Here is a 20,509-nt window from a genome sequence, read left to right on the forward strand (position 1 = left end):
AACAAAAATTTCTAAAAAACAAATATGAGAAACTAATGAATTGGTTTCTAGTGTTTTTGAAAAGTTTACAGGCTGTTTCTGTTCTTAGGGGAAATTATTTTCAATAAAAAGCGATAAAAAATTTGTGCAAATTAAAATTTGTTCTAAATTTGCACTCGCTAAGCAATAGCAAAGCAATGCTGGTCTATGGTGTAATGGTAACACAACTGTTTTTGGTGCAGTCTTTCAAGGTTCGAGTCCTTGTAGACCAACGTAAAGCCTCTCAATTTTTGAGAGGCTTTTTTTTTGGAAAAAATATTTTTTTAGGGAGGTTTTTAGGGAGTTTTTAAAAAATAATTTAAAGACGTAATGGGGATTGAAAAATTAAATCTTAAAAGTAATTACTGGTTTTATAGTATGATTTACCAAGTCTTCACTGATACTTCCGTTGAAAAAATGCGCTAGTCCAGTTCTGCCGTGTGTGCAAAGACCTATTAAATCGGCATTGATTGAATTTGAGAAATTAATAATTCCCTTTTCTACATTGCCATCGTTAAAAATATGTAAGGAGTAGTTTTGGATATTAAAGTTGGCAATAAAATCTTTCATTATTTTTTCGGAAACTAAAGTAGTTTTAAAGCTATTAGGAGTGCAAATCATTACTAAAAATAGATTTGCATCAAAGATTTTAGTGAATTCTATCATTTTTTTGAAAGGTTTTTTTATTTCTTGCGAAAAATCGGAAGCGAAAACAAAATTTCTGGCTTCAAATTTACCGATATCTTTTTTGATAACTAAAACAGGAATGTCGGAAAGTCGAACTACTTTCTCGGTGTTGGATCCAATAAGTATTTCTTCAATTCCTGATGAGCCATGAGATCCCATGATTATTAAATCGATTTTATTTTTTTTGCTAAATGACAGTATGCCGTCTGAGGCTCTTTCGAAATGTACTGTTTCGCTGACTGAGATGCCGTTTAAATAGGGTCGTTCTTTAATTTTTTGGAAGGTTTCGTTTGCTTTTTTTATAAATAACATTACTTCAGGGATACTGCTTCCTCCGGAAATAGCATCGCTCATTTGGCTTGGCAACTCCAACATGTGAAGTAAAAACATTTTGCAATTATTCTTTTTAGCAATTTGTGCAGCAACTTTTAATGCGTCTTCAGCATGCTCTGAAAAATCGGTTGGTACTAAAATTCGCTCCATAATCAATACGTATTAAATTATGTAAAAACAGTTGTTTTAATGCTGTATTAAAGATAAGAAATATTTTAACAGCTACCGTTTATTTTTAATTAATAAAAAAAACACTATATTTGCACCGTTATTTATTAAAATCTAGATAATGAGGGGACTAAATGTCCCCTCTTTTTATAAAAATATGACATTTAAAGAAAAAGTAAATACGTTATTGACCGAATGCCTTTCAGAAAAGGCATCAATTTTTTTGATAGACCTTACTATCACTGATGCTTTTAAGGTTATAGTGAATTTGGATGGTGATAACGGAGTAGCGCTTCAGGATTGCATCGATGTGAGTCGTTTTATAGATAATAACTTGGATCGCGAGGAACAAGATTACTCTTTAGAAGTAGCTTCGGTAGGGGTTGGGTCGCCATTGAAATTAGTAAGACAATATAAGAAAAATATAGGGCGCACATTGATTGTCAAGACTGGTACAGAAATAATTGAAGCAGAATTAGTGGAAGCTAATGATGATTTTGTAATTTTGTCGTGGAAAGCAAGAGAACCTAAAAAAATAGGAAAAGGAAAAGAGACAGTTCAAAAAGAACTAAAACTGCCTTACGCCGATATAAAAGAAGCAATTGTTACAGTAACATTTTAATTAAAGAATTCGCATGGAAAATTTAGCATTAATCGATTCATTCTCAGAGTTTAAAGATGATAAACTTATTGATCGTGTAACGCTTATGGCAATTTTGGAAGATGTATTTAGAAATGCATTGAAGAAAAAATACGGTTCAGATGATAATTTTGATATCATTATAAATCCTGATAAAGGAGATATGGAGATATGGCAGAGAAGAGTAATCGTTGCGGATGAAGATTTAGATTTTGATCATCTTGAAATTACTTTGACTGAAGCTAGAAAAATAGAGCCTGATTTCGAAATTGGTGAAGAGGTTTCCGAAGAAGTGAAATTAATTGATTTAGGAAGAAGAGCAATTTTAGCTTTACGTCAGAATTTAATTTCTAAAATTCATGAACATGATAACACAAATCTTTACAAACAATTTAAAGATTTAATAGGCGATATCTATACTGCTGAAGTACACCATGTGCGTCCAAGAGTTGTTATTTTGGTTGATGATGAGGGGAATGAGATTATTTTGCCAAAAGAAAAACAAATACCTTCTGATTTTTTCCGTAAAGGAGATAATGTTAGAGGAATAATAGAAAGCGTTGAATTAAAAGGAAATAAACCTCAAATTATTATGTCTAGAACTTCTGAGAAGTTTTTAGAAAAATTATTTGAACAAGAAATTCCTGAAGTTTTTGACGGTTTAATTATGGTTAAAAAAGTAGTAAGAATTCCTGGTGAAAAAGCAAAAGTAGCCGTAGATTCTTATGATGATAGAATTGACCCTGTAGGAGCTTGTGTGGGTATGAAAGGATCTCGTATTCATGGAATTGTTCGTGAATTAGGAAACGAAAATATCGACGTTATCAATTATACAAGTAATATTCAATTGTTTATAACAAGAGCATTAAGCCCTGCTAAAGTTTCTTCTATTAAAATAAATGAAGAGACAAAAAGAGCAGAAGTTTTCTTGAAACTTGAAGAAGTTTCTAAAGCAATTGGTCGTGGTGGACACAACATTAAATTAGCAGGTTTACTGACTGGTTATGAGCTAGACGTTATTCGTGAAGGTGATGTTGCAGGTGCTACAGCTGATGAGGATGATGTTGAATTAACTGAGTTCTCAGATGAAATTGAAGACTGGGTTATTGAAGAATTTGCAAAAATTGGTTTGGATACTGCAAAAAGTATCTTAAAACAAGATGTAGAAGATTTAGTAAGAAGAACAGATTTGGAAGAGGAAACTATTCTGGATGTAATGAGAATATTGAAAGAAGAATTTGACAGTTAGTCAATGTGTCTTCAACGATAAACATGCCACTTTACAATTAATTCTTGCTCGGTAGGTGTCGAGTTGGGAGTAAAGTGAGGAATAACAAAAAAGGTAATAATAAAAAGGTTTTATGTCTGAAGAGAGAATTATTAGAATAAACAAAGTTTTAAGGGAATTGAATATTTCTTTAGAAAGAGCTGTGGATTATCTAAAAGATAAGGGGATTGCTATTGAAGCAAATCCAAACGCAAAAATTTCTGATGATGTATACAATGTCTTGTGCGGTCAGTTTGCTGGTGACAAAGGGAATAAAGAGGCTTCAAAAGAAGTAGGGGAAGAGAAAAGAAAAGAAAAAGAAGCTTTACGTTTGGAACGAGAGAAAGAAATCGAAGACAAGCGCAAACAAGACGAAGAACGACTAAAACAACAAGAAGTTATCAAAGCGAGAGCTGTTTTAGCTGGACCTGTTCAGGTTGGAAAAATAGATCTCAATCCAAAAAAACCAATAGTTGTTCCTGCTCCTGTTAAGGTTGTTGAAAAAATCGAGACTCCTATAGTTTCAGTTCCGGTTGAAAAACCTGCTATTGTAGAAGCTATTCAAAAAGAGCCAGTTCAAAAAGAACCTTCACAAGATAAACTTGTTTCAGACAAAAAAGAAGTTAAACCTATTGTTGGAATAAAAGAAGTAAAGAAAGAGCCAGTAAAAGAGGTTGTTTCTGAAACTGTAAAAATTGAAAAAGTTGAAGAGGCTCCGGTTGATGAAACGATAACAACTCAATATCAAAAGTTATCAGGTACTACTTTAACAGGTCAGATAATTGATTTATCTCAATTTAATAAGCCTAAAAAGAAAAAAGAAGAGCCTAAAATTACTCCAAATAAACCAGGTGCGCCAGGAGCTATAGGAGCTAATAATGCTAATAAGAATAAACGCAAAAGAATTGCTCCAAAGCCGGGTGCTCCTAGACCACCTGCTACTCCTGGAGTTCCTGGAGCGCCAAATCCGAATAAAATCACGCCTAACACAGGTGGTGGTGGTTTTAATGCGAACAGAAGTGCAAGGCCTGGTTTTGTAAAAGGAAACAGACCTGCTATTGTTGCAAAAGTAGAGCCTACGGAAGAGGAAGTTAAAAATCAAATTAGAGAGACTTTAGAGAAACTACAAGGTAAAGGTGGTAAATCAAAAGCAGCTAAATATAGAAGAGACAAAAGAGATACACACCGTCAGAAATCTGATGATGAGCAAAGAGCCATTGACGAAGGAAGTAAAACTATTAAAGTTACGGAGTTTGTTACTGTAGGTGAAATTGCTATTATGATGGATGTGCCAATTACTAAAGTTATTGGTACTTGTATGTCACTTGGAATCATGGTTACCATGAATCAACGTCTTGATGCAGAAACATTGACTATTGTAGCTGATGAGTTTGGTTATGAAGTTGAATTTATTACTGTTGATATTGAAGAGGCAATTCAAGTTGTAGCTGATAAAGAAGAGGATCTAGTTTTCAGAGCGCCTATTGTAACAGTAATGGGTCACGTCGATCACGGTAAAACATCTTTGCTAGATTATATTCGTAAAGAAAACGTAATTGCAGGTGAGTCTGGAGGAATTACACAACATATAGGTGCCTACGGAGTAACATTAGATAACGGACAAAAAATTGCATTCTTAGATACACCTGGTCACGAAGCGTTTACTGCGATGCGTGCGCGTGGTGCTCAAGTTACTGATATTGCGATTATTGTGATTGCTGCAGATGATGATATCATGCCGCAAACTAAAGAAGCAATTAGCCATGCTCAGGCAGCTGGAGTTCCTATCATATTTGCTATCAATAAAATTGATAAGCCAAATGCTAATCCTGAAAAAGTAAAAGAAAGATTAGCAGGTATGAATTTACTTGTTGAAGATTGGGGTGGAAAAATTCAATCACATGATATTTCTGCAAAAGTAGGTACAGGTGTTAAAGAATTATTAGAAAAAGTATTGCTAGAGGCAGAATTATTAGATCTAAAATCAAACCCGAATAAAGCTGCACAAGGTACAGTTGTTGAAGCTTTCTTGGATAAAGGAAAAGGATATGTTTCTACAATATTAGTTCAACACGGAACCCTTAAAATTGGGGATTATATGTTGGCTGGAAAGCACCATGGTAAAATTAAAGCCATGCATGATGAAAGAGGAAACATTGTTACTGTTGCGGGTCCTTCGACTCCAGTATCAGTTTTAGGTCTTGACGGTGCGGCAACAGCTGGTGATAAGTTCAATATTTTTGAAGATGAAAAAGAAGCAAAACAAATTGCTTCAAAACGTTCTCAATTGATGCGTGAGCAATCTGTCCGTACACAACGACATATTACATTAGATGAAATTGGACGTAGAATTGCATTAGGTCAGTTTAAAGAATTAAACATAATCCTTAAAGGTGACGTGGATGGTTCGGTTGAAGCCTTATCAGATTCGTTCTCTAAATTATCTACTGAAGAAATTCAAATTAATATCATACATAAAGGTGTTGGAGCAATTACGGAGACTGACGTTATGTTAGCTTCTGCTTCTGATGCAATCATTATCGGATTTAATGTTCGTCCTGCTGGAAATGCTAGACAATTGGCAGACAAAGAAGAAATCGATATCCGTTACTATTCTATTATCTACGCAGCTATCGATGACTTGAAAGATGCAATGGAAGGAATGTTAGCGCCAGAGATGAAAGAAGAAATTCTTGGAACTGCTGAAATTAGAGAGATATTCAAGATTTCTAAAGTTGGTTCTATTGCGGGAAGTATGGTTATGGATGGTAAAATTGTTAAAAACGCCAAAATGAGAATCATCAGAGAAGGTGTAGTTGTGTTTACAGGTGAACTGTTAGCATTGAAACGATTTAAAGATGATGTAAGAGAAGTGGCTAAAGGATACGATTGCGGTATTCAAGTGAAAGGATACAATGATATTGAAGAAAGAGATGTTATTGAATCGTACCATGAAGTAGCTATCAAAAAGAAATTGAAATAAAATTTCAATATTTTATAATTAAAATCCCGATTCGTCGGGATTTTTTTTTGTGTATTTATGATTGTCTGTTCGGGAGTAATGAGAGTTGTTTGATTTCGATTTGGGCGTGCCACCATCTATAAAAAAGGGCTATCAACATGATCGGTCATTGCCCTTTTTTCTAGATGCTGTCGGGCTATCCGCGCTACAGGGTAGCTAGCTTCTATCTCTCACGCAAACAAAGAGCCGTTATCTATAATGAGGAAGTTTTTCTTTTTTTAAAACCTGTTAAGGAGTTTTAAATAAGTAGTCCTCCTAAATTTTAATAAGAAAAATAGTTTATATTTGATTTTGAATAGAACGGTTTATAAAGTATACAAAGCACAAAGAGCTAAGAACTACAAGCTATGGCAAGATGGTTTTCATCCGATTATATTAGATACTTTAGAAAAAATAGAACAGCGAGTAAATTATATTCATTGCAATCCGGTAGAAGCCGAAATCGTTATTCATGAAAGAGATTATGTGAATAGTAGTTATAGGAATTACGAAGAAGATAATACTATTCTTTGTAATGTAAATATTGAACCTTTATGGTAATCTATTTATAAGAGCCGCGTTGCAAACGCTTTGTTTAGTTAATTAAAAGTAAGTAGGCACTCGTTGAAAACGAGCGCCAGAGAGAATGATGATGATAGCAAGTACTATTCAGCAATAGAAAGAGCGGGTATTTTTGCTGCAACATTTGGAACAGTGAAGGCTATTGAAAAATTAGAAAGTTTAGGTAAAATAAGTAAACTAGATTCTAAAATATTAAATGCTAACAAAATTGTAAATGACAAAGTAATGTCAACTGTGAAAGAAAAATCAGAAGAAAAATAAATAAGCATCCATTTATGAGAAATTTAATGATAATGTTTTTAATTGGCTTAAATCAGAAGCATATAATTTTAGGAATTGTACTAATTGTATTGGGAATATTTTTTATTTGGTTTGGAAATTGGGGTACTAAAGAATACCGAATGGAGAAATATAACCCCTTCAAAAAAATTAAAAGAGAAAATACGAATGATTATTTTAGAGACTGGCTCAAAATAGCTTTATATATTAGAGGTATTGGTCTAATAGTTATGGGGGTTTTAGGTGTTTTGGGAGGAGTTTTAGTTATTTTACTAGAATTTTTTGAACCCGCAAAGAGAAGCTATTAGACAAGTATTTACAAAAAGATAAAAAACAAGAAAGCCACTTCATGACGGAGTGGCTTTCTTGTGTGAAAAAGTAATTATTACGATAGATTAGCGCTAATTTTTTATTTACTTGGTTTTATCAAGAGTACATTTTTGTATTTTTTTCGAATGTCAATTAAATTATGTTCTGCTTCAATACGAGTTTTAAAATTTCCAACCCAAACTTTATAATTGGGTGTGTTGAATACGATTGTTCCGTCCATATCGACAAACTCTTGTTTGAATTCGTTTAATGTGTTTTTCGCTTTTTCGCTATCGCCGCTAAATATTTGAACTTTATATCGGTCATTTACAGTGTTAGAAATGTTTGTTTTTCTTTTTTCATTTAGTAATTGTTCAAATTTAGAGTCTTGATTTACCGTGATATTTTGATCTTGCGCATTTATATAGTTACTAGTAAGGCACAAAGTGACGGCGTAAAAAAAAGCTTTTTTGGGTGTTAAAAATCTCATAATGTGATAGTTTTTATGCAAAAATACTATTTAATGAATGAAACGAAATAATAAATATTATTTAGAATTAATATAAATTGAATTTAAGACTATTTTAAGGTTTTGAGAATAGTTCTTAAGTCGTATTTTTGTGCAAGTTTTAAAAGAATGTATTGATTTTTTCTAATATTGTTAATAGAAAAAATCGTACCAATTTTAGTAGATAATCATTTATAATATGAAAAAGGTGGGTAACCATAATTCGATCTCAAGGAAATTATATTTAGGCTTAGGGCTAACACTAATTTTCTCCCTAAATTCATTTGCGCAAACTGCGGCTCCTGCAGCCGTGCAAGCTACGACACCAGATGTGGCTGTTGCAAGTCAAGGTGGTGATCCTGTAAAAGGAAAAGAGCTTTTTAATGCAAATTGCGCGGCATGTCACAAACTAGATGCGAAGGCAACTGGTCCTATGTTACGAGGTGTTGCTGCAAAACATGAAATGGCATGGATTTACAAGTGGGTTCATAATAGTTCTGATGTAATCAAATCTGGCGATGCTGCTGCAGTAAAGCTTTTTGAAGAAAACAACAAATCTGTAATGACTGCTTTTCCTCAATTAGCAACGACAGATATTGATAATATTATAGCTTATACGTCAGAGCCAAAAGCTGAGGCTCCGGTTACAGCTGGTGCTGCTGCGGTTCCGGGTGCTACTGCTGCTGAAAGCGGTTTGTCTAATAATATTATATTAGGTGCTCTTGGTTTAGTTATGGCTATGTTGGTTGTTATGTTGTTTTTAGTAAACAATGTTCTGACTAAAGTTGCTAAGGCTAATGGAATTGAAGTAACTCCAAAAGCTCCAACTACTCCAATTTGGAAAGCATTTGCTAGAAATCAATTTTTAGTATTGGTAACTTCTATCTTTTTGTTATTGTCTGGGGCTTATTTTGTGTATGCTTTCTTGATGCAAGTTGGTGTTGATCAAAATTACGAGCCGATTCAGCCAATTCATTATTCTCACAGAATACATGCGGGTAGTAATGGGATAAATTGTAAATATTGTCACTCTTCAGCTAGGGTAAGTAAGAATTCGGGAATTCCTTCTTTAAATGTTTGTATGAATTGTCATAAAAATATTGCTGAAGTTTCTGATACTACTGCTACTCCAGATCATACAAAAGCTTTTTATGACGGAGAAATTCAAAAATTATATAAAGCAGTTGGTTGGGATCAATCTACTCAAAAATACACTGGTAAAACAGAGCCGGTTAAATGGATTCGTATTCATAATTTGCCTGATTTTGTTTATTTTAATCACTCGCAACACGTTACCGTAGCAGGGATAGAATGCCAGACTTGTCATGGACCTGTTCAAACTTTTGAAGTTATGAAGCAATTTTCTCCTCTTACAATGGGATGGTGTATTAATTGCCATAGAAAAACGGAAGTTAAAATGGAAGGTAATGATTATTACACAAAAATTCATGAGGAACTTTCTAAGAAATACGGCGTAGACAAATTGACTGCGGCGCAAATGGGAGGTTTAGAATGCGGTAAATGCCACTATTAATCAAATTATTAAGATTTTAATATTTATATATGTCATCAAACAAAAAATACTGGAAAAGTGTTGAAGAACTAGACAAAAATAGTTCTATTGTTGAGGCGCTTAGAAATAACGAATTTGTTGAAGAAATTCCTACTGATGAGTTTTTAGGAAATAATGATGCTTTGTCATCTTCATCAACAACACGTCGTGATTTTTTAAAGTACGTTGGGTTTAGTACTGCGGCAGCTACGCTTGCAGCTTGCGAAGGCCCTGTTCATAAGTCGATACCTTATGTACTTCAGCCAGAACAAATCATTCCTGGAGTAGCAGATTATTATGCAACTTCGGTTTTTGATGGTTTCGATTTTGCAAATCTTTTGGTAAAAACACGTGAAGGGCGTCCTATTAAAATAGATAATAATACTATTGCTGGAGCAAAATTTAGTGCTAATGCTAGAATTCATGCGTCTATATTGTCATTATATGATAGTATGCGTTTAAAAGAGCCGAAAATTGAAGGTAAAAGTTCAACTTGGTCTGCTGTTGATTCTGCAATTAAATCAAGTTTGGTTGAAGCAAAAGCTAAGGGTGGTCAAATTGTACTTTTAACAAATACATTGGCAAGTCCGTCAACTGAAAAGTTGATTGCTGAATTTATTGGTAAAAATCCAAATGCTAAACATGTTGTTTATGATGCTGTCTCTTCTTCTGAAGCTTTAGACGCTTTTGAAGTGGTTTATGGTGAAAGATCTTTAGTTGATTACGATTTCTCAAAAGCATCTCTAATAGTTTCTGTTGGTGCAGATTTCCTTGGAGACTGGCAAGGTGGTGGATATGACTCGGGTTATGCTCAAGGTAGAATTCCAAAAAATGGAAAAATGTCTCGTCATTTTCAATTAGAATCAAATATGACTTTGTCTGGTGCTGCTGCTGATAAGCGTTTGGCAATGTCAACTGCAAATCAAAAACAAGCATTAATTCATATATATAATGTTATAACTGGCTCATCTGTGGCGGTTAGTTTAGATGATAAATTTAAATCTGAAGTTAATAAAGTTGCTCAGCAATTAAAAGCTGCTGGTTCAAAAGGAGTTTTAGTTTCAGGTATTCAAGATAAAAATGCTCAATTATTAGTTTTAGCTGTCAATCAAGTATTGGCAAGTGAGGCTTTTAGTGCTTCTGGAGCAAGACAAATTAGAAAAGGTTCAAACGAAAAAGTATCACAATTAATCAATGAAATGAAAGCTGGAAGCGTTCATACTTTGATCATGAGTGGCGTTAATCCTATTTATACTTTAGCAGATAGTAAGTCATTTGTTGAAGGTTTGAAAAAAGTTAAAACATCAGTTGCTTTTTCTTTAAAAGAAGATGAAACGGCTGCACTTACTACAATCGCTGCTCCGGCTCCACATTATTTAGAGTCATGGGGTGATTTAAGTTTGACAAAAGGTACGTATAGTGTAACTCAACCAACTATTCGTCCTTTATTTGATACAAAACAATTTCAAGATGCTTTATTGTCTTTGAATGGTGTAGGAGGTACTTTTTACGATTATTTAAAAGCGAATGCTTCAACTATCGTTTCAGGTTCTACTTGGAATCAAGTATTGCATGACGGTGTTTTCGTGGGGGCTGTTTCAGCTGTTTCTGCATCTTCTGCTGATTACTCTGGTGCGGCAAATGCTTTGGCTCAATCAAAAGCTTCTGAAGGATTTGAATTGATTTTATATACAAAAACTGGATTAGGGGATGGGCAGCAAGCAAACAATCCTTGGTTGCAAGAATTGCCAGATCCAATTACCAGAGTTTCTTGGGACAATTACCTTACTGTTTCGAATGCTGATGCTAAGAAATATGCTTTATCTAATGAAATTGTAGCGAATGGTGGTTTGAATGGTAGTTATGCTACTATTACAACTACTGATGGTTTGAAACTAGAAAATGTACCAGTAATTGTTCAGCCAGGTCAAGCTGTTGGTACAATTGGTTTAGCTTTAGGTTATGGTCGTAAAGCGGCTTTAAAAGAAGAGATGCAAGTAGGTTTAAATGCTTACTCATTATATAAAGGGTTTAATAATGTTCAATCTGTAACATTGATTAAGGCTGACGGAGAACATGAATTTGCTTGTGTTCAAGGTCAAAAAACTTTGATGGGAAGAGGTGATATTATTAAAGAAACCACTTTAGAAATTTTTAATACTAAAGATGCTGAGTTCTGGAATGAACAACCAATGGTATCTTTGGATCACAAAGAAGTTGAAGCTACAAAAGTAGATTTATGGGATTCATTTGATCGTTCTACAGGACATCACTTTAATCTTTCTATCGATTTGAATGCTTGTACTGGTTGTGGTGCTTGTGTAATTGCTTGTCATGCTGAAAACAACGTTCCAGTTGTTGGGAAAGCTGAAATTAGAAGAAGTCGTGATATGCACTGGTTGCGTATTGATAGATATTATTCTTCTGAAAGTACATTTGCAGGTGATAACGAAAGAAAAGAAAATATTGCAGGTTTATCAAGTTCATTATCTACATTTAATGAAATGGAAAAAGCAGGAGATAATCCTCAGGTTTCTTTCCAACCGGTAATGTGTCAACACTGTAATCATGCGCCTTGTGAAACTGTTTGTCCAGTTGCTGCAACATCTCATGGTCGTCAGGGTCAAAATCAAATGGCTTATAATAGATGTGTTGGTACTCGTTACTGTGCTAACAACTGTCCTTATAAAGTACGTCGTTTTAACTGGTTCTTGTATAACAAAAACAGTGAATTCGATTATCATATGAATGACGATTTAGGACGTATGGTATTAAATCCAGACGTAAATGTTCGTTCTCGTGGAGTTATGGAAAAATGTTCTATGTGTATTCAAATGACACAAGCTACAATTTTAAATGCAAAAAGAGAGGGAAGAGTAATCGTTGATGGAGAATTCCAAACGGCTTGTTCAAATGCTTGCTCTACTGGAGCAATGATTTTTGGAGATGTGAATGATAAAGAATCTAAAGTTACTAAATTAGCTGAAGATGAAAGAATGTATCATTTATTAGAGCATGTTGGAACAAAACCAAATGTGATTTATCATGTTAAAGTTAGAAATACCTAGTACAAAAATAATTAATTAAGAATCAATATAAAGGATTATGTCGTCTCACTACGAAGCAACCATTAGAAAACCCTTAGTTATAGGTGATAAATCTTATCACGATGTAACTGTAGATGTAGCTGCACCTGTAGAAGGTAAAGCAAACAAACATTGGTGGATTGTATTTTCAATTGCATTAACCGCGTTTCTTTGGGGAATGGGTTGTATCATTTACACCGTGTCTACAGGTATTGGAACATGGGGATTAAATAAAACTGTAGGTTGGGCTTGGGATATCACTAACTTCGTTTGGTGGGTAGGTATCGGTCACGCAGGAACATTAATTTCAGCCGTATTATTGCTTTTCCGTCAAAGATGGAGAATGGCAATTAACCGTTCTGCGGAGGCAATGACCATTTTTTCTGTAATTCAAGCAGGTTTATTTCCAATCATACACATGGGTCGTCCATGGTTAGCGTATTGGGTTTTACCAATACCGAATCAATTTGGTTCTTTATGGGTAAATTTTAACTCTCCTTTACTTTGGGACGTATTTGCAATCTCTACTTATCTTTCTGTTTCATTAGTTTTCTGGTGGACTGGTTTATTGCCTGATTTTGCTATGTTGCGTGATAGAGCAATTACTCCTTTTAATAAACGTGTATATTCTATATTGAGTTTTGGATGGAGCGGTAGAGCAAAAGACTGGCAACGTTTCGAAGAAGTTTCTTTGGTTCTTGCAGGTTTAGCAACTCCACTTGTGCTTTCTGTACATACCATTGTATCTATGGACTTTGCTACGTCGGTAATTCCAGGTTGGCATACTACAATTTTCCCTCCTTATTTTGTTGCTGGAGCTGTTTTCTCAGGATTTGCAATGGTAAATACTTTGCTTATTATTATGAGAAAAGTTTCTAACCTTGAAGCTTATATTACTATTCAACACATAGAATTAATGAACATCGTAATCATGATTACTGGTTCTATAGTTGGTGTTGCCTATATTACGGAGCTTTTTATAGCGTGGTATTCTGGAGTTGAATATGAACAATATGCATTCTTAAATAGAGCAACCGGTCCTTACTGGTGGGCATATTGGTCAATGATGACTTGTAACGTTTTTTCTCCACAGTTTATGTGGTTCAAAAAATTAAGAACAAGTATCATGTTCTCTTTTATTATTTCGATTGTTGTAAATATTGGGATGTGGTTTGAAAGATTTGTAATTATTGTAACATCGTTGCATAGAGATTATCTTCCATCTTCATGGACAATGTTCTCTCCAACATTTGTCGATATTGGAATATTCATAGGAACAATTGGTTTCTTCTTTGTATTGTTTTTGTTATATTCTAGAACATTCCCTGTGATAGCACAAGCGGAAGTAAAAACAATATTAAAAGGAACAGGAGATAATTACAAAAGAGAAAGAGAAGCAAATAAAGATTTACATCATGAGTAATAAAGTAATATACGCCATTTATAATGACGATGATGTTTTGATGGACGCGGTTAAAAAAACACGTGCAGCTCATCATCATATTGAGGAAGTTTTTACTCCTTTTCCTGTCCACGGATTGGATAAAGCCATGGGTTTAGCCCCAACAAGGATAGCTATATGTTCTTTTATATATGGTTTAGTAGGTTTGTCTTTTGGTACTTGGATGATGAATTACATTATGATTCAAGATTGGCCTCAGGATATTGGAGGTAAACCAAGTTTTAGTTATATTCAAAATATGCCTTCTTTCGTTCCAATTATGTTTGAAGAGACTGTATTTTTTGCAGCGCATTTAATGGTTATTACTTTTTATATGAGAAGTAAGTTATGGCCTTTCAAACAAGCAGAAAATCCAGATGTTAGAACAACAGATGATCACTTTTTGATGGAAGTTGCTGTAAATGATAATGAAAGCGAATTGGTTTCTTTTTTTGAAGGTACAGGGGCAGTAGAAGTTAAAGTAATTGTAAAGAATTAATTGTCGATATGAAAAGTCTATATAAAATAACATTTGTAATTTGTATTACTATTTTAGTTTCGTCTTGTCATGATAATTCGAAGCCTAATTACCAATACATGCCTAATATGTATGAGCCAGTAAGTTATGAAACTTATGAAGAGTCAAATGCATTTAAGAACGGTAAAGAAGGTCAGCTTCCTCCAGTAGGGACAATAAATAGAGGTTTTGAGCCTTATGATTATGAGAATTCTACAGCTGGATATGATTTAGCCAAATTAAATTCAAAATCACCGCTTGATTCAATATCGGTTAAAGACGAAGAGAAATCTAAAGAATTGTTTGAAATTTATTGTGGTATCTGTCATGGTAATGAAGGAAACGGTAAAGGTAAATTAGTAACCCAAGGAAAATTTCTTGGTGTACCAAGTTATAAAGATAGGGTGATAACTGAAGGAAGTGTTTTTCATGTTCAAACTTACGGTTTAAATTCAATGGGGTCTTATGCGAACCAGTTGAATCAACACGAACGTTGGTTAGTAGCATCTTATGTTTTAAAACTGAAAGCTAAATTATAATTGTTGAACAAACTGATCGTAATAGATATGTATACATTTTCAAGTAAATTAAAAACATTTTCTCTTGTCTTAATGGCTGTTGGCCTTTTAGGAATTGGATATGGTTTTTTAACTGCACCAAAAGATATTCAAGAAGTTGAAAAGATACTTGCTGCTGAAACTCATGAAAGACATGGGGAATCAAAGCATGAAGTTTCAAAATCTTCAGCTGAAGCTCATACAGAAATTAGTAAATCTGATGAAGCTAAAGAAGCTGCTGAACACAAGGAACATGTTGTTCATGTTCTAACACAATTACAAAATAAACCATGGGCTGCATTATATGTTGCTTGTATTTTCTTCATGCTTATTGCTATGGGTGTTTTAGCATTTTACGCTATACAACAAGTAGCTCAAGCAGGTTGGTCTCCTGTCTTATTTAGAGTAATGCAAGGTATTACGGCATATCTTCCGGTTGGATCGGTTATATTTTTTGTAATTCTTATTATTTGTGGACTACATATTTTTCCTTCTAATAGTTTGTTTATTTGGTTGGATCCAGAGGTTGTTGCCCATGATAAAATTATTGCTAATAAATCAGGATATTTAAATTTTCCTTTTTGGATAGTTAGAGCAGCTATATTCCTAGCAGGTTGGAATTTGTATCGTTATTTTTCAAGAAAAAATTGTATTGATCAAGACGCAGCTTCTGATAATCTTTCTTATAAAAAGAATTTTAATATATCAGCAGGATTTTTAGTTTTCTTTATTGTAACAGAATCTATTATGTCTTGGGATTGGATTATGTCAATTGATCCACACTGGTCTAGTACATTGTTTGGATGGTATGTTTTTGCTAGTTTCTTTGTAAGTGGTATAACTATGATTACCATGGTTACTTTATATTTGAAATCTAGAGGATTTTTAGAAAATGTTAATACCAGTCACATTCATGATTTAGCTAAATTTATGTTTGGAATAAGTGTTTTCTGGACTTATTTATGGTTTTCACAATTTATGCTTATATGGTATGCTAATATACCTGAAGAGATAACTTATTTTGTAACAAGAATTCAATTATATAATCTTCCTTTCTTCGGTGCGGTCGTTATGAATTTTGTATTTCCAATTTTGATTTTAGTTAATACTGATTTCAAAAGAATAACTTGGATCTTAGTTATGGCTGGAGTAGTAATCTTATTAGGTCATTATATTGATTTCTTCAATATGATTATGCCTGGTACAGTTGGGGACAGATGGTTTATTGGTGTTTCCGAAATTGCTTCTGTTCTTTTCTTCCTTGGATTATTTATTTATGTTGTTTTTACTGCATTAACTAAAGCTCCTTTGTTACCTAAAAGAAATCCATACATAGAAGAAAGTAAACATTTTCATTATTAATATTTAAACAAAAAAACAGATGACAAGTTTGTTGGTAATTATAGTTTTAGTTTTATTAGCTGTTGCTTTATGGCAATTGACGAAAATATTCGACCTAACTCAGGTAGGTTCTAATTCGGACAGTTCTCAAGTGGCTACGGATAATGATAATAATGTTCAAGGTTATTTAATGTTTGGTTTCTTGGCATTCATTTATATTTTCACAATCTATGGATTGTTTAAATGGGGACCTTTAGTGCTTCATACACCAGCTTCAGAACATGGTGCTCTTGTAGACAGTCTTATGAATATCACTTGGGTTTTGATATTTATTGTTCAGGCAATCACTCAAGTATTGTTGCATTATTTTGCCTTTAAATACAGAGGAAAAAAAGATCAAAAAGCTTTGTATTTTGCTGATAATAATAAATTAGAAGCAATTTGGAGTGTTATTCCCGCGGTTGTACTTGCAGGTTTGATCCTTTATGGTCTTTATGCATGGACTAACATTATGTTTATTGATGACGAAGATGATACTGTAGTAATTGAGTTATACGCACAACAATTCAAATGGACTGCTAGATATGCAGGAAATGATAATGTTTTGGGTAAAGCAAATGTTAGGTATATTGAAGGTGTTAATACACTTGGTGTTGATTTAGGAGATCCTTATTCTCAAGATGATATTGTTGTTTCTGAATTGCATATCCCTAAAGGAAAGAAAATACATTTTAAAATGCGTTCTCAGGATGTTTTGCACTCTGCTTATATGCCTTATTTTAGAGCTCAAATGAATTGTGTTCCAGGTATGGTTACTGAATTCGCTTTTACTCCAATATACACTACTTCTGAATATAGAGATTTACCTTTTATGATTGAGAAGGTTGCCAATATTAATGCTATTAGAACTAAGAAAAGTGCAGAGTTAGTAGCAAATGGAGAAACTGCTTTAGATCCTTACACATTTGATTATTTGTTATTATGTAACAAAATTTGTGGGGCTTCACATTATAACATGCAAATGAAAGTTATAGTTGATACTCCTGAAGAGTATAAAAAATGGTTAAGCGAAAAAGCAACTTTAGTACAGGAAGTAAAAACTTCTAAAACTCCTGCTCCAGCAGAAGGTGGAACTGGGAAAGATTCTACAAGTACTAAAGATACTGCAGCTGTTGCTAAAATAGCTATGAAATAATATTATTAAGAAAAATTTAAAGTATACACATATGTCAGCAGAAGGTCACGATCACGGACACGATCACGAACACGAACATCACCATAAAGACACTTTCATTACTAAATATATCTTTAGTATTGATCATAAAATGATTGCCAAACAATACTTGTTGACAGGTATTATTATGGGAGTAATTGGTGTAGGTATGTCTATGCTTTTTAGAATGCAATTGGCATGGCCAGAGCAATCATTTAAAATATTTAATATATTACTTGGTGATAAATTTGCTCCAAACGGAGTTATGGCTAATGATATTTATTTAGCTTTAGTTACTATTCACGGAACGATAATGGTTTTCTTCGTTCTTACCGCAGGTTTAAGCGGAACCTTTAGTAACTTGTTAATACCTCTTCAAATTGGTGCTCGAGATATGGCATCAGGTTTTATGAATATGATTTCTTATTGGTTGTTCTTTTTATCAAGTGTAATCATGATTAGTTCATTATTTGTAGAAGCAGGACCAGCTTCAGCTGGTTGGACTATTTATCCGCCTTTAAGTGCGCTTCCACAGGCTATTCCAGGTTCTGGAATGGGTATGACACTTTGGTTAGTTTCTATGGCTATATTTATCGCATCTTCATTAATGGGATCATTAAATTACGTAGTTACAGTTATTAATCTTAGAACTAAAGGGATGTCAATGACTAGATTGCCTCTTACTATCTGGGCTTTCTTTGTAACTGCAATTATCGGTATAGTTTCTTTTCCAGTATTATTATCAGCGGCTTTATTGTTAATTTTTGACAGAAGTTTTGGTACATCATTCTTCTTGTCTGATATTTATATAGCAGGTGAAGTTTTACATTACCAAGGAGGTTCACCAGTATTGTTTGAACACTTATTTTGGTTCTTAGGACATCCTGAAGTATATATTGTTTTATTACCGGCTTTAGGTATTACTTCTGAAGTTATTGCAACTAACTCTCGTAAACCAATTTTTGGTTATAGAGCGATGATTATGTCAATTTTAGCAATCGCATTTTTATCTACAATCGTTTGGGGTCACCATATGTTTATCTCGGGTATGAATCCATTCTTAGGATCTGTATTTACATTTACAACTTTGTTGATTGCTATTCCTTCTGCAGTAAAAGCGTTTAATTATATTACAACACTTTGGAAAGGAAATTTACAATTGAATCCAGCTATGTTGTTTTCAATTGGTTTGGTTTCTACTTTTATTACAGGTGGTTTGACTGGAATTATTCTAGGAGACAGTACTTTGGATATTAATGTCCATGATACATATTTTGTAGTTGCTCACTTCCACTTAGTAATGGGTATATCTGCTCTTTATGGTATGTTTGCGGGTATTTATCACTGGTTCCCAAAAATGTTTGGAAGAATGCTTAATAAAAATTTAGGTTATGTTCACTTTTGGGTAACTGCAGTTTGTGCTTATGGGGTATTTTTTCCAATGCACTTTATCGGATTAGCTGGTTTACCAAGACGCTACTATACAAATACTAACTTTCCATTGTTTGATGATTTACAAAATGTAAATGTTCTTATAACTACTTTTGCATTAATTGGAGGAGCTTTTCAATTGGTTTTCTTGTACAACTTTTTCAGTAGTATTTTCTACGGTAAAAGAACCGTTCAAAATCCTTGGAAATCAAATACACTTGAATGGACTGCACCAGTAGAGCATATTCACGGGAACTGGCCAGGAGAAATCCCTGAAGTACACCGTTGGCCTTATGATTACAGTAATCCTGCTCATGATGAGGATTTTGTACCTCAAAATGTTCCAATGAAAGAAGGAGAAGAAGTTCTTCATCATTAAAAATAAATAAAAAAGCCTCTACTGATAAAGTAGAGGCTTTTTTATTTATGGCTTGTGACTAAGTAATTAGTTGTTTAGCTGAATTATTTTTATAGTTATGATTATCAATATTTTTATAAAGTCTTCAAAGGGAATTCTGCCAAACTAAATACTTTCTTTATCTTTGTTTCATGAATGAGAATTTAGATCCAACTACAAACGGTTATAATGCAGACGAGCTTGATCTTGAAAAAAGATTAAGGCCGCTTTCATTCGATGATTTTGCCGGTCAAGACCAAATATTAGAAAATTTAAAAGTTTTTGTTCAGGCTGCAAATCAAAGGAATGAAGCGCTTGATCACACCCTTTTTCATGGGCCTCCAGGTTTAGGCAAGACAACTTTGGCTAATATTCTTGCCAATGAACTTCAAGTAGGAATAAAAATTACTTCTGGACCTGTTTTAGACAAGCCTGGAGATCTAGCCGGTTTATTGACAAATCTTGAAGAAAGAGATGTATTGTTCATTGATGAAATCCATCGTTTAAGCCCCATAGTTGAAGAATATTTATATTCAGCAATGGAAGACTTCAAAATTGATATAATGATTGAATCTGGGCCAAATGCTCGTACAGTACAAATTAATCTGAACCCATTTACTTTAATCGGTGCTACAACTCGTTCGGGACTATTAACTGCGCCCATGAGAGCCCGTTTTGGGATATCATCACGCTTACAATATTATACTACCGAGTTATTAACCACAATCGTGGAGAGAAGCGCCGCTATTTTTAAAATGCCTATCACAATGGAAGCAGCAATCGAAATTGCGGGTAGAAGCAGAGGAACTCCTCGAATCGCTAATGCTTTATTGCGTCGTGTTCGTGATTTTGCACAAATAAAAGGAAATGGTAAAATAGATATTGAAATTGCTCGTTATGCACTAAAAGCACTTAATGTAGATGCTCATGGTCTAGATGAAATGGACAATAAAATACTTACTACAATTATTGAAAAGTTCAAAGGTGGTCCCGTAGGTTTGTCAACTTTGGCGACAGCCGTATCCGAAAGTAGTGAAACTATAGAAGAGGTTTATGAGCCATTTCTTATCCAAGAGGGTTTCATTATGAGAACGCCAAGAGGAAGAGAAGTCACTGACAAAGCCTATAAACATTTGGGTAAATTAAACACCAATATTCAAGGCGGTTTGTTTTAATTTCATG

Annotated in this window: 17 protein-coding genes and 1 tRNA gene; 16 read left to right on the forward strand and 2 right to left on the reverse strand. The window is 33.8% G+C overall.

The window, feature by feature from the left end:
• The first annotated feature begins 180 nt into the window (after positions 1-180).
• Positions 181-251 (forward strand) — tRNA-Gln (locus OA85_RS06730).
• 112 nt (positions 252-363) lie between these two features.
• On the opposite strand, the gene OA85_RS06735 is transcribed toward OA85_RS06730, so the two are convergent.
• Positions 364-1,188, reverse strand: coding sequence for a universal stress protein (locus OA85_RS06735; protein ID WP_039108732.1), 825 nt, complete (start codon positions 1,186-1,188; stop codon positions 364-366).
• Positions 1,189-1,363: 175 nt separating this feature from the next.
• On the opposite strand from OA85_RS06735, the gene rimP reads away from it, so the two are divergent.
• The 6 genes from rimP to OA85_RS06765 all read left to right on the forward strand — a co-directional run bounded on the left by rimP (position 1,364) and on the right by OA85_RS06765 (position 7,283).
• A complete protein-coding gene (rimP, locus tag OA85_RS06740; RefSeq protein WP_039109423.1) occupies positions 1,364-1,828 on the forward strand; it encodes a ribosome assembly cofactor RimP in 465 nt (154 codons plus the stop codon).
• Between the two features lie 13 nt (positions 1,829-1,841).
• Complete coding sequence (gene nusA / locus OA85_RS06745; RefSeq protein WP_039108733.1) at positions 1,842-3,095, forward strand: transcription termination factor NusA; 1,254 nt, start codon at positions 1,842-1,844, stop codon at positions 3,093-3,095.
• 112 nt (positions 3,096-3,207) lie between these two features.
• Positions 3,208-6,096: a translation initiation factor IF-2 gene (gene infB / locus OA85_RS06750; RefSeq protein ID WP_039108734.1), complete on the forward strand. Its 2,889-nt coding sequence runs from the start codon at positions 3,208-3,210 to the stop codon at positions 6,094-6,096.
• 324 nt (positions 6,097-6,420) lie between these two features.
• On the forward strand, positions 6,421-6,675 hold the full coding sequence (locus OA85_RS06755) for a hypothetical protein (RefSeq protein ID WP_231557082.1): 255 nt from the start codon (positions 6,421-6,423) through the stop codon (positions 6,673-6,675).
• A 63-nt stretch (positions 6,676-6,738) separates the two neighbouring features.
• Complete coding sequence (locus OA85_RS06760) at positions 6,739-6,957, forward strand: hypothetical protein (RefSeq protein WP_039108735.1); 219 nt, start codon at positions 6,739-6,741, stop codon at positions 6,955-6,957.
• A gap of 14 nt (positions 6,958-6,971) precedes the next feature.
• Positions 6,972-7,283 carry a hypothetical protein gene (locus OA85_RS06765; protein WP_156129415.1) on the forward strand — a complete coding sequence of 104 codons (312 nt, stop codon included), beginning with the start codon at positions 6,972-6,974 and terminating at the stop codon, positions 7,281-7,283.
• A 101-nt stretch (positions 7,284-7,384) separates the two neighbouring features.
• On the opposite strand, the gene OA85_RS06770 is transcribed toward OA85_RS06765, so the two are convergent.
• Positions 7,385-7,774 carry an SPOR domain-containing protein gene (locus OA85_RS06770; protein ID WP_039108737.1) on the reverse strand — a complete coding sequence of 130 codons (390 nt, stop codon included), beginning with the start codon at positions 7,772-7,774 and terminating at the stop codon, positions 7,385-7,387.
• Between the two features lie 217 nt (positions 7,775-7,991).
• Between OA85_RS06770 and OA85_RS06775 the strand changes: the two genes are divergently transcribed.
• The 9 genes from OA85_RS06775 (at position 7,992) to ruvB (ending at position 20,502) form a co-directional block, all read left to right on the forward strand.
• Positions 7,992-9,326, forward strand: a complete 1,335-nt coding sequence (locus OA85_RS06775; RefSeq protein ID WP_039108739.1) for a cytochrome c3 family protein — start codon at positions 7,992-7,994, stop codon at positions 9,324-9,326.
• A gap of 29 nt (positions 9,327-9,355) precedes the next feature.
• Complete coding sequence (locus OA85_RS06780) at positions 9,356-12,412, forward strand: TAT-variant-translocated molybdopterin oxidoreductase (RefSeq protein ID WP_039108740.1); 3,057 nt, start codon at positions 9,356-9,358, stop codon at positions 12,410-12,412.
• A gap of 37 nt (positions 12,413-12,449) precedes the next feature.
• Positions 12,450-13,853 (forward strand): NrfD/PsrC family molybdoenzyme membrane anchor subunit, encoded by a 1,404-nt coding sequence (gene nrfD / locus OA85_RS06785; RefSeq protein WP_035669766.1) that lies wholly within the window; start codon positions 12,450-12,452, stop codon positions 13,851-13,853.
• Positions 13,846-14,370: a DUF3341 domain-containing protein gene (locus OA85_RS06790; protein ID WP_039108742.1), complete on the forward strand. Its 525-nt coding sequence runs from the start codon at positions 13,846-13,848 to the stop codon at positions 14,368-14,370. Before nrfD ends, OA85_RS06790 begins: the two co-directional genes overlap by 8 nt.
• Before the next feature lie 8 nt (positions 14,371-14,378).
• Complete coding sequence (locus OA85_RS06795; protein WP_039108744.1) at positions 14,379-14,927, forward strand: cytochrome c; 549 nt, start codon at positions 14,379-14,381, stop codon at positions 14,925-14,927.
• A 27-nt stretch (positions 14,928-14,954) separates the two neighbouring features.
• A complete protein-coding gene (locus OA85_RS06800; protein ID WP_039108745.1) occupies positions 14,955-16,307 on the forward strand; it encodes a hypothetical protein in 1,353 nt (450 codons plus the stop codon).
• A gap of 19 nt (positions 16,308-16,326) precedes the next feature.
• Positions 16,327-17,481, forward strand: coding sequence for a cytochrome c oxidase subunit II (locus OA85_RS06805; RefSeq protein WP_039108747.1), 1,155 nt, complete (start codon positions 16,327-16,329; stop codon positions 17,479-17,481).
• Between the two features lie 31 nt (positions 17,482-17,512).
• Entirely contained in the window at positions 17,513-19,309 is a 1,797-nt protein-coding gene (locus OA85_RS06810) for a cbb3-type cytochrome c oxidase subunit I (protein WP_039108749.1), read from the forward strand.
• Between the two features lie 170 nt (positions 19,310-19,479).
• On the forward strand, positions 19,480-20,502 hold the full coding sequence (gene ruvB / locus OA85_RS06815; protein WP_039108750.1) for a Holliday junction branch migration DNA helicase RuvB: 1,023 nt from the start codon (positions 19,480-19,482) through the stop codon (positions 20,500-20,502).
• The last annotated feature ends 7 nt before the right edge of the window (positions 20,503-20,509 follow it).

Source organism: Flavobacterium sp. AED (assembly GCF_000812945.1).
In the GTDB taxonomy this organism is placed as follows: Bacteria; Bacteroidota; Bacteroidia; order Flavobacteriales; family Flavobacteriaceae; genus Flavobacterium.

Bases quoted from the DNA above. Each gene is read 5' to 3' on its own strand.
- nrfD (WP_035669766.1), top strand. From the start codon at position 12,450: ATGTCGTCTCACTACGAAGCAACCATTAGAAAACCCTTAGTTATAGGT.
- OA85_RS06795 (WP_039108744.1), top strand. From the start codon at position 14,379: ATGAAAAGTCTATATAAAATAACATTTGTAATTTGTATTACTATTTTA.
- OA85_RS06800 (WP_039108745.1), top strand. From the start codon at position 14,955: ATGTATACATTTTCAAGTAAATTAAAAACATTTTCTCTTGTCTTAATG.
- OA85_RS06810 (WP_039108749.1), top strand. From the start codon at position 17,513: ATGTCAGCAGAAGGTCACGATCACGGACACGATCACGAACACGAACAT.
- OA85_RS06765 (WP_156129415.1), top strand. From the start codon at position 6,972: ATGAGAAATTTAATGATAATGTTTTTAATTGGCTTAAATCAGAAGCAT.
- nusA (WP_039108733.1), top strand. From the start codon at position 1,842: ATGGAAAATTTAGCATTAATCGATTCATTCTCAGAGTTTAAAGATGAT.
- OA85_RS06790 (WP_039108742.1), top strand. From the start codon at position 13,846: ATGAGTAATAAAGTAATATACGCCATTTATAATGACGATGATGTTTTG.
- OA85_RS06770 (WP_039108737.1), bottom strand. From the start codon at position 7,774: ATGAGATTTTTAACACCCAAAAAAGCTTTTTTTTACGCCGTCACTTTG.
- ruvB (WP_039108750.1), top strand. From the start codon at position 19,480: ATGAATGAGAATTTAGATCCAACTACAAACGGTTATAATGCAGACGAG.
- OA85_RS06780 (WP_039108740.1), top strand. From the start codon at position 9,356: ATGTCATCAAACAAAAAATACTGGAAAAGTGTTGAAGAACTAGACAAA.
- OA85_RS06805 (WP_039108747.1), top strand. From the start codon at position 16,327: ATGACAAGTTTGTTGGTAATTATAGTTTTAGTTTTATTAGCTGTTGCT.
- infB (WP_039108734.1), top strand. From the start codon at position 3,208: ATGTCTGAAGAGAGAATTATTAGAATAAACAAAGTTTTAAGGGAATTG.
- rimP (WP_039109423.1), top strand. From the start codon at position 1,364: ATGACATTTAAAGAAAAAGTAAATACGTTATTGACCGAATGCCTTTCA.
- OA85_RS06775 (WP_039108739.1), top strand. From the start codon at position 7,992: ATGAAAAAGGTGGGTAACCATAATTCGATCTCAAGGAAATTATATTTA.
- OA85_RS06735 (WP_039108732.1), bottom strand. From the start codon at position 1,188: ATGGAGCGAATTTTAGTACCAACCGATTTTTCAGAGCATGCTGAAGAC.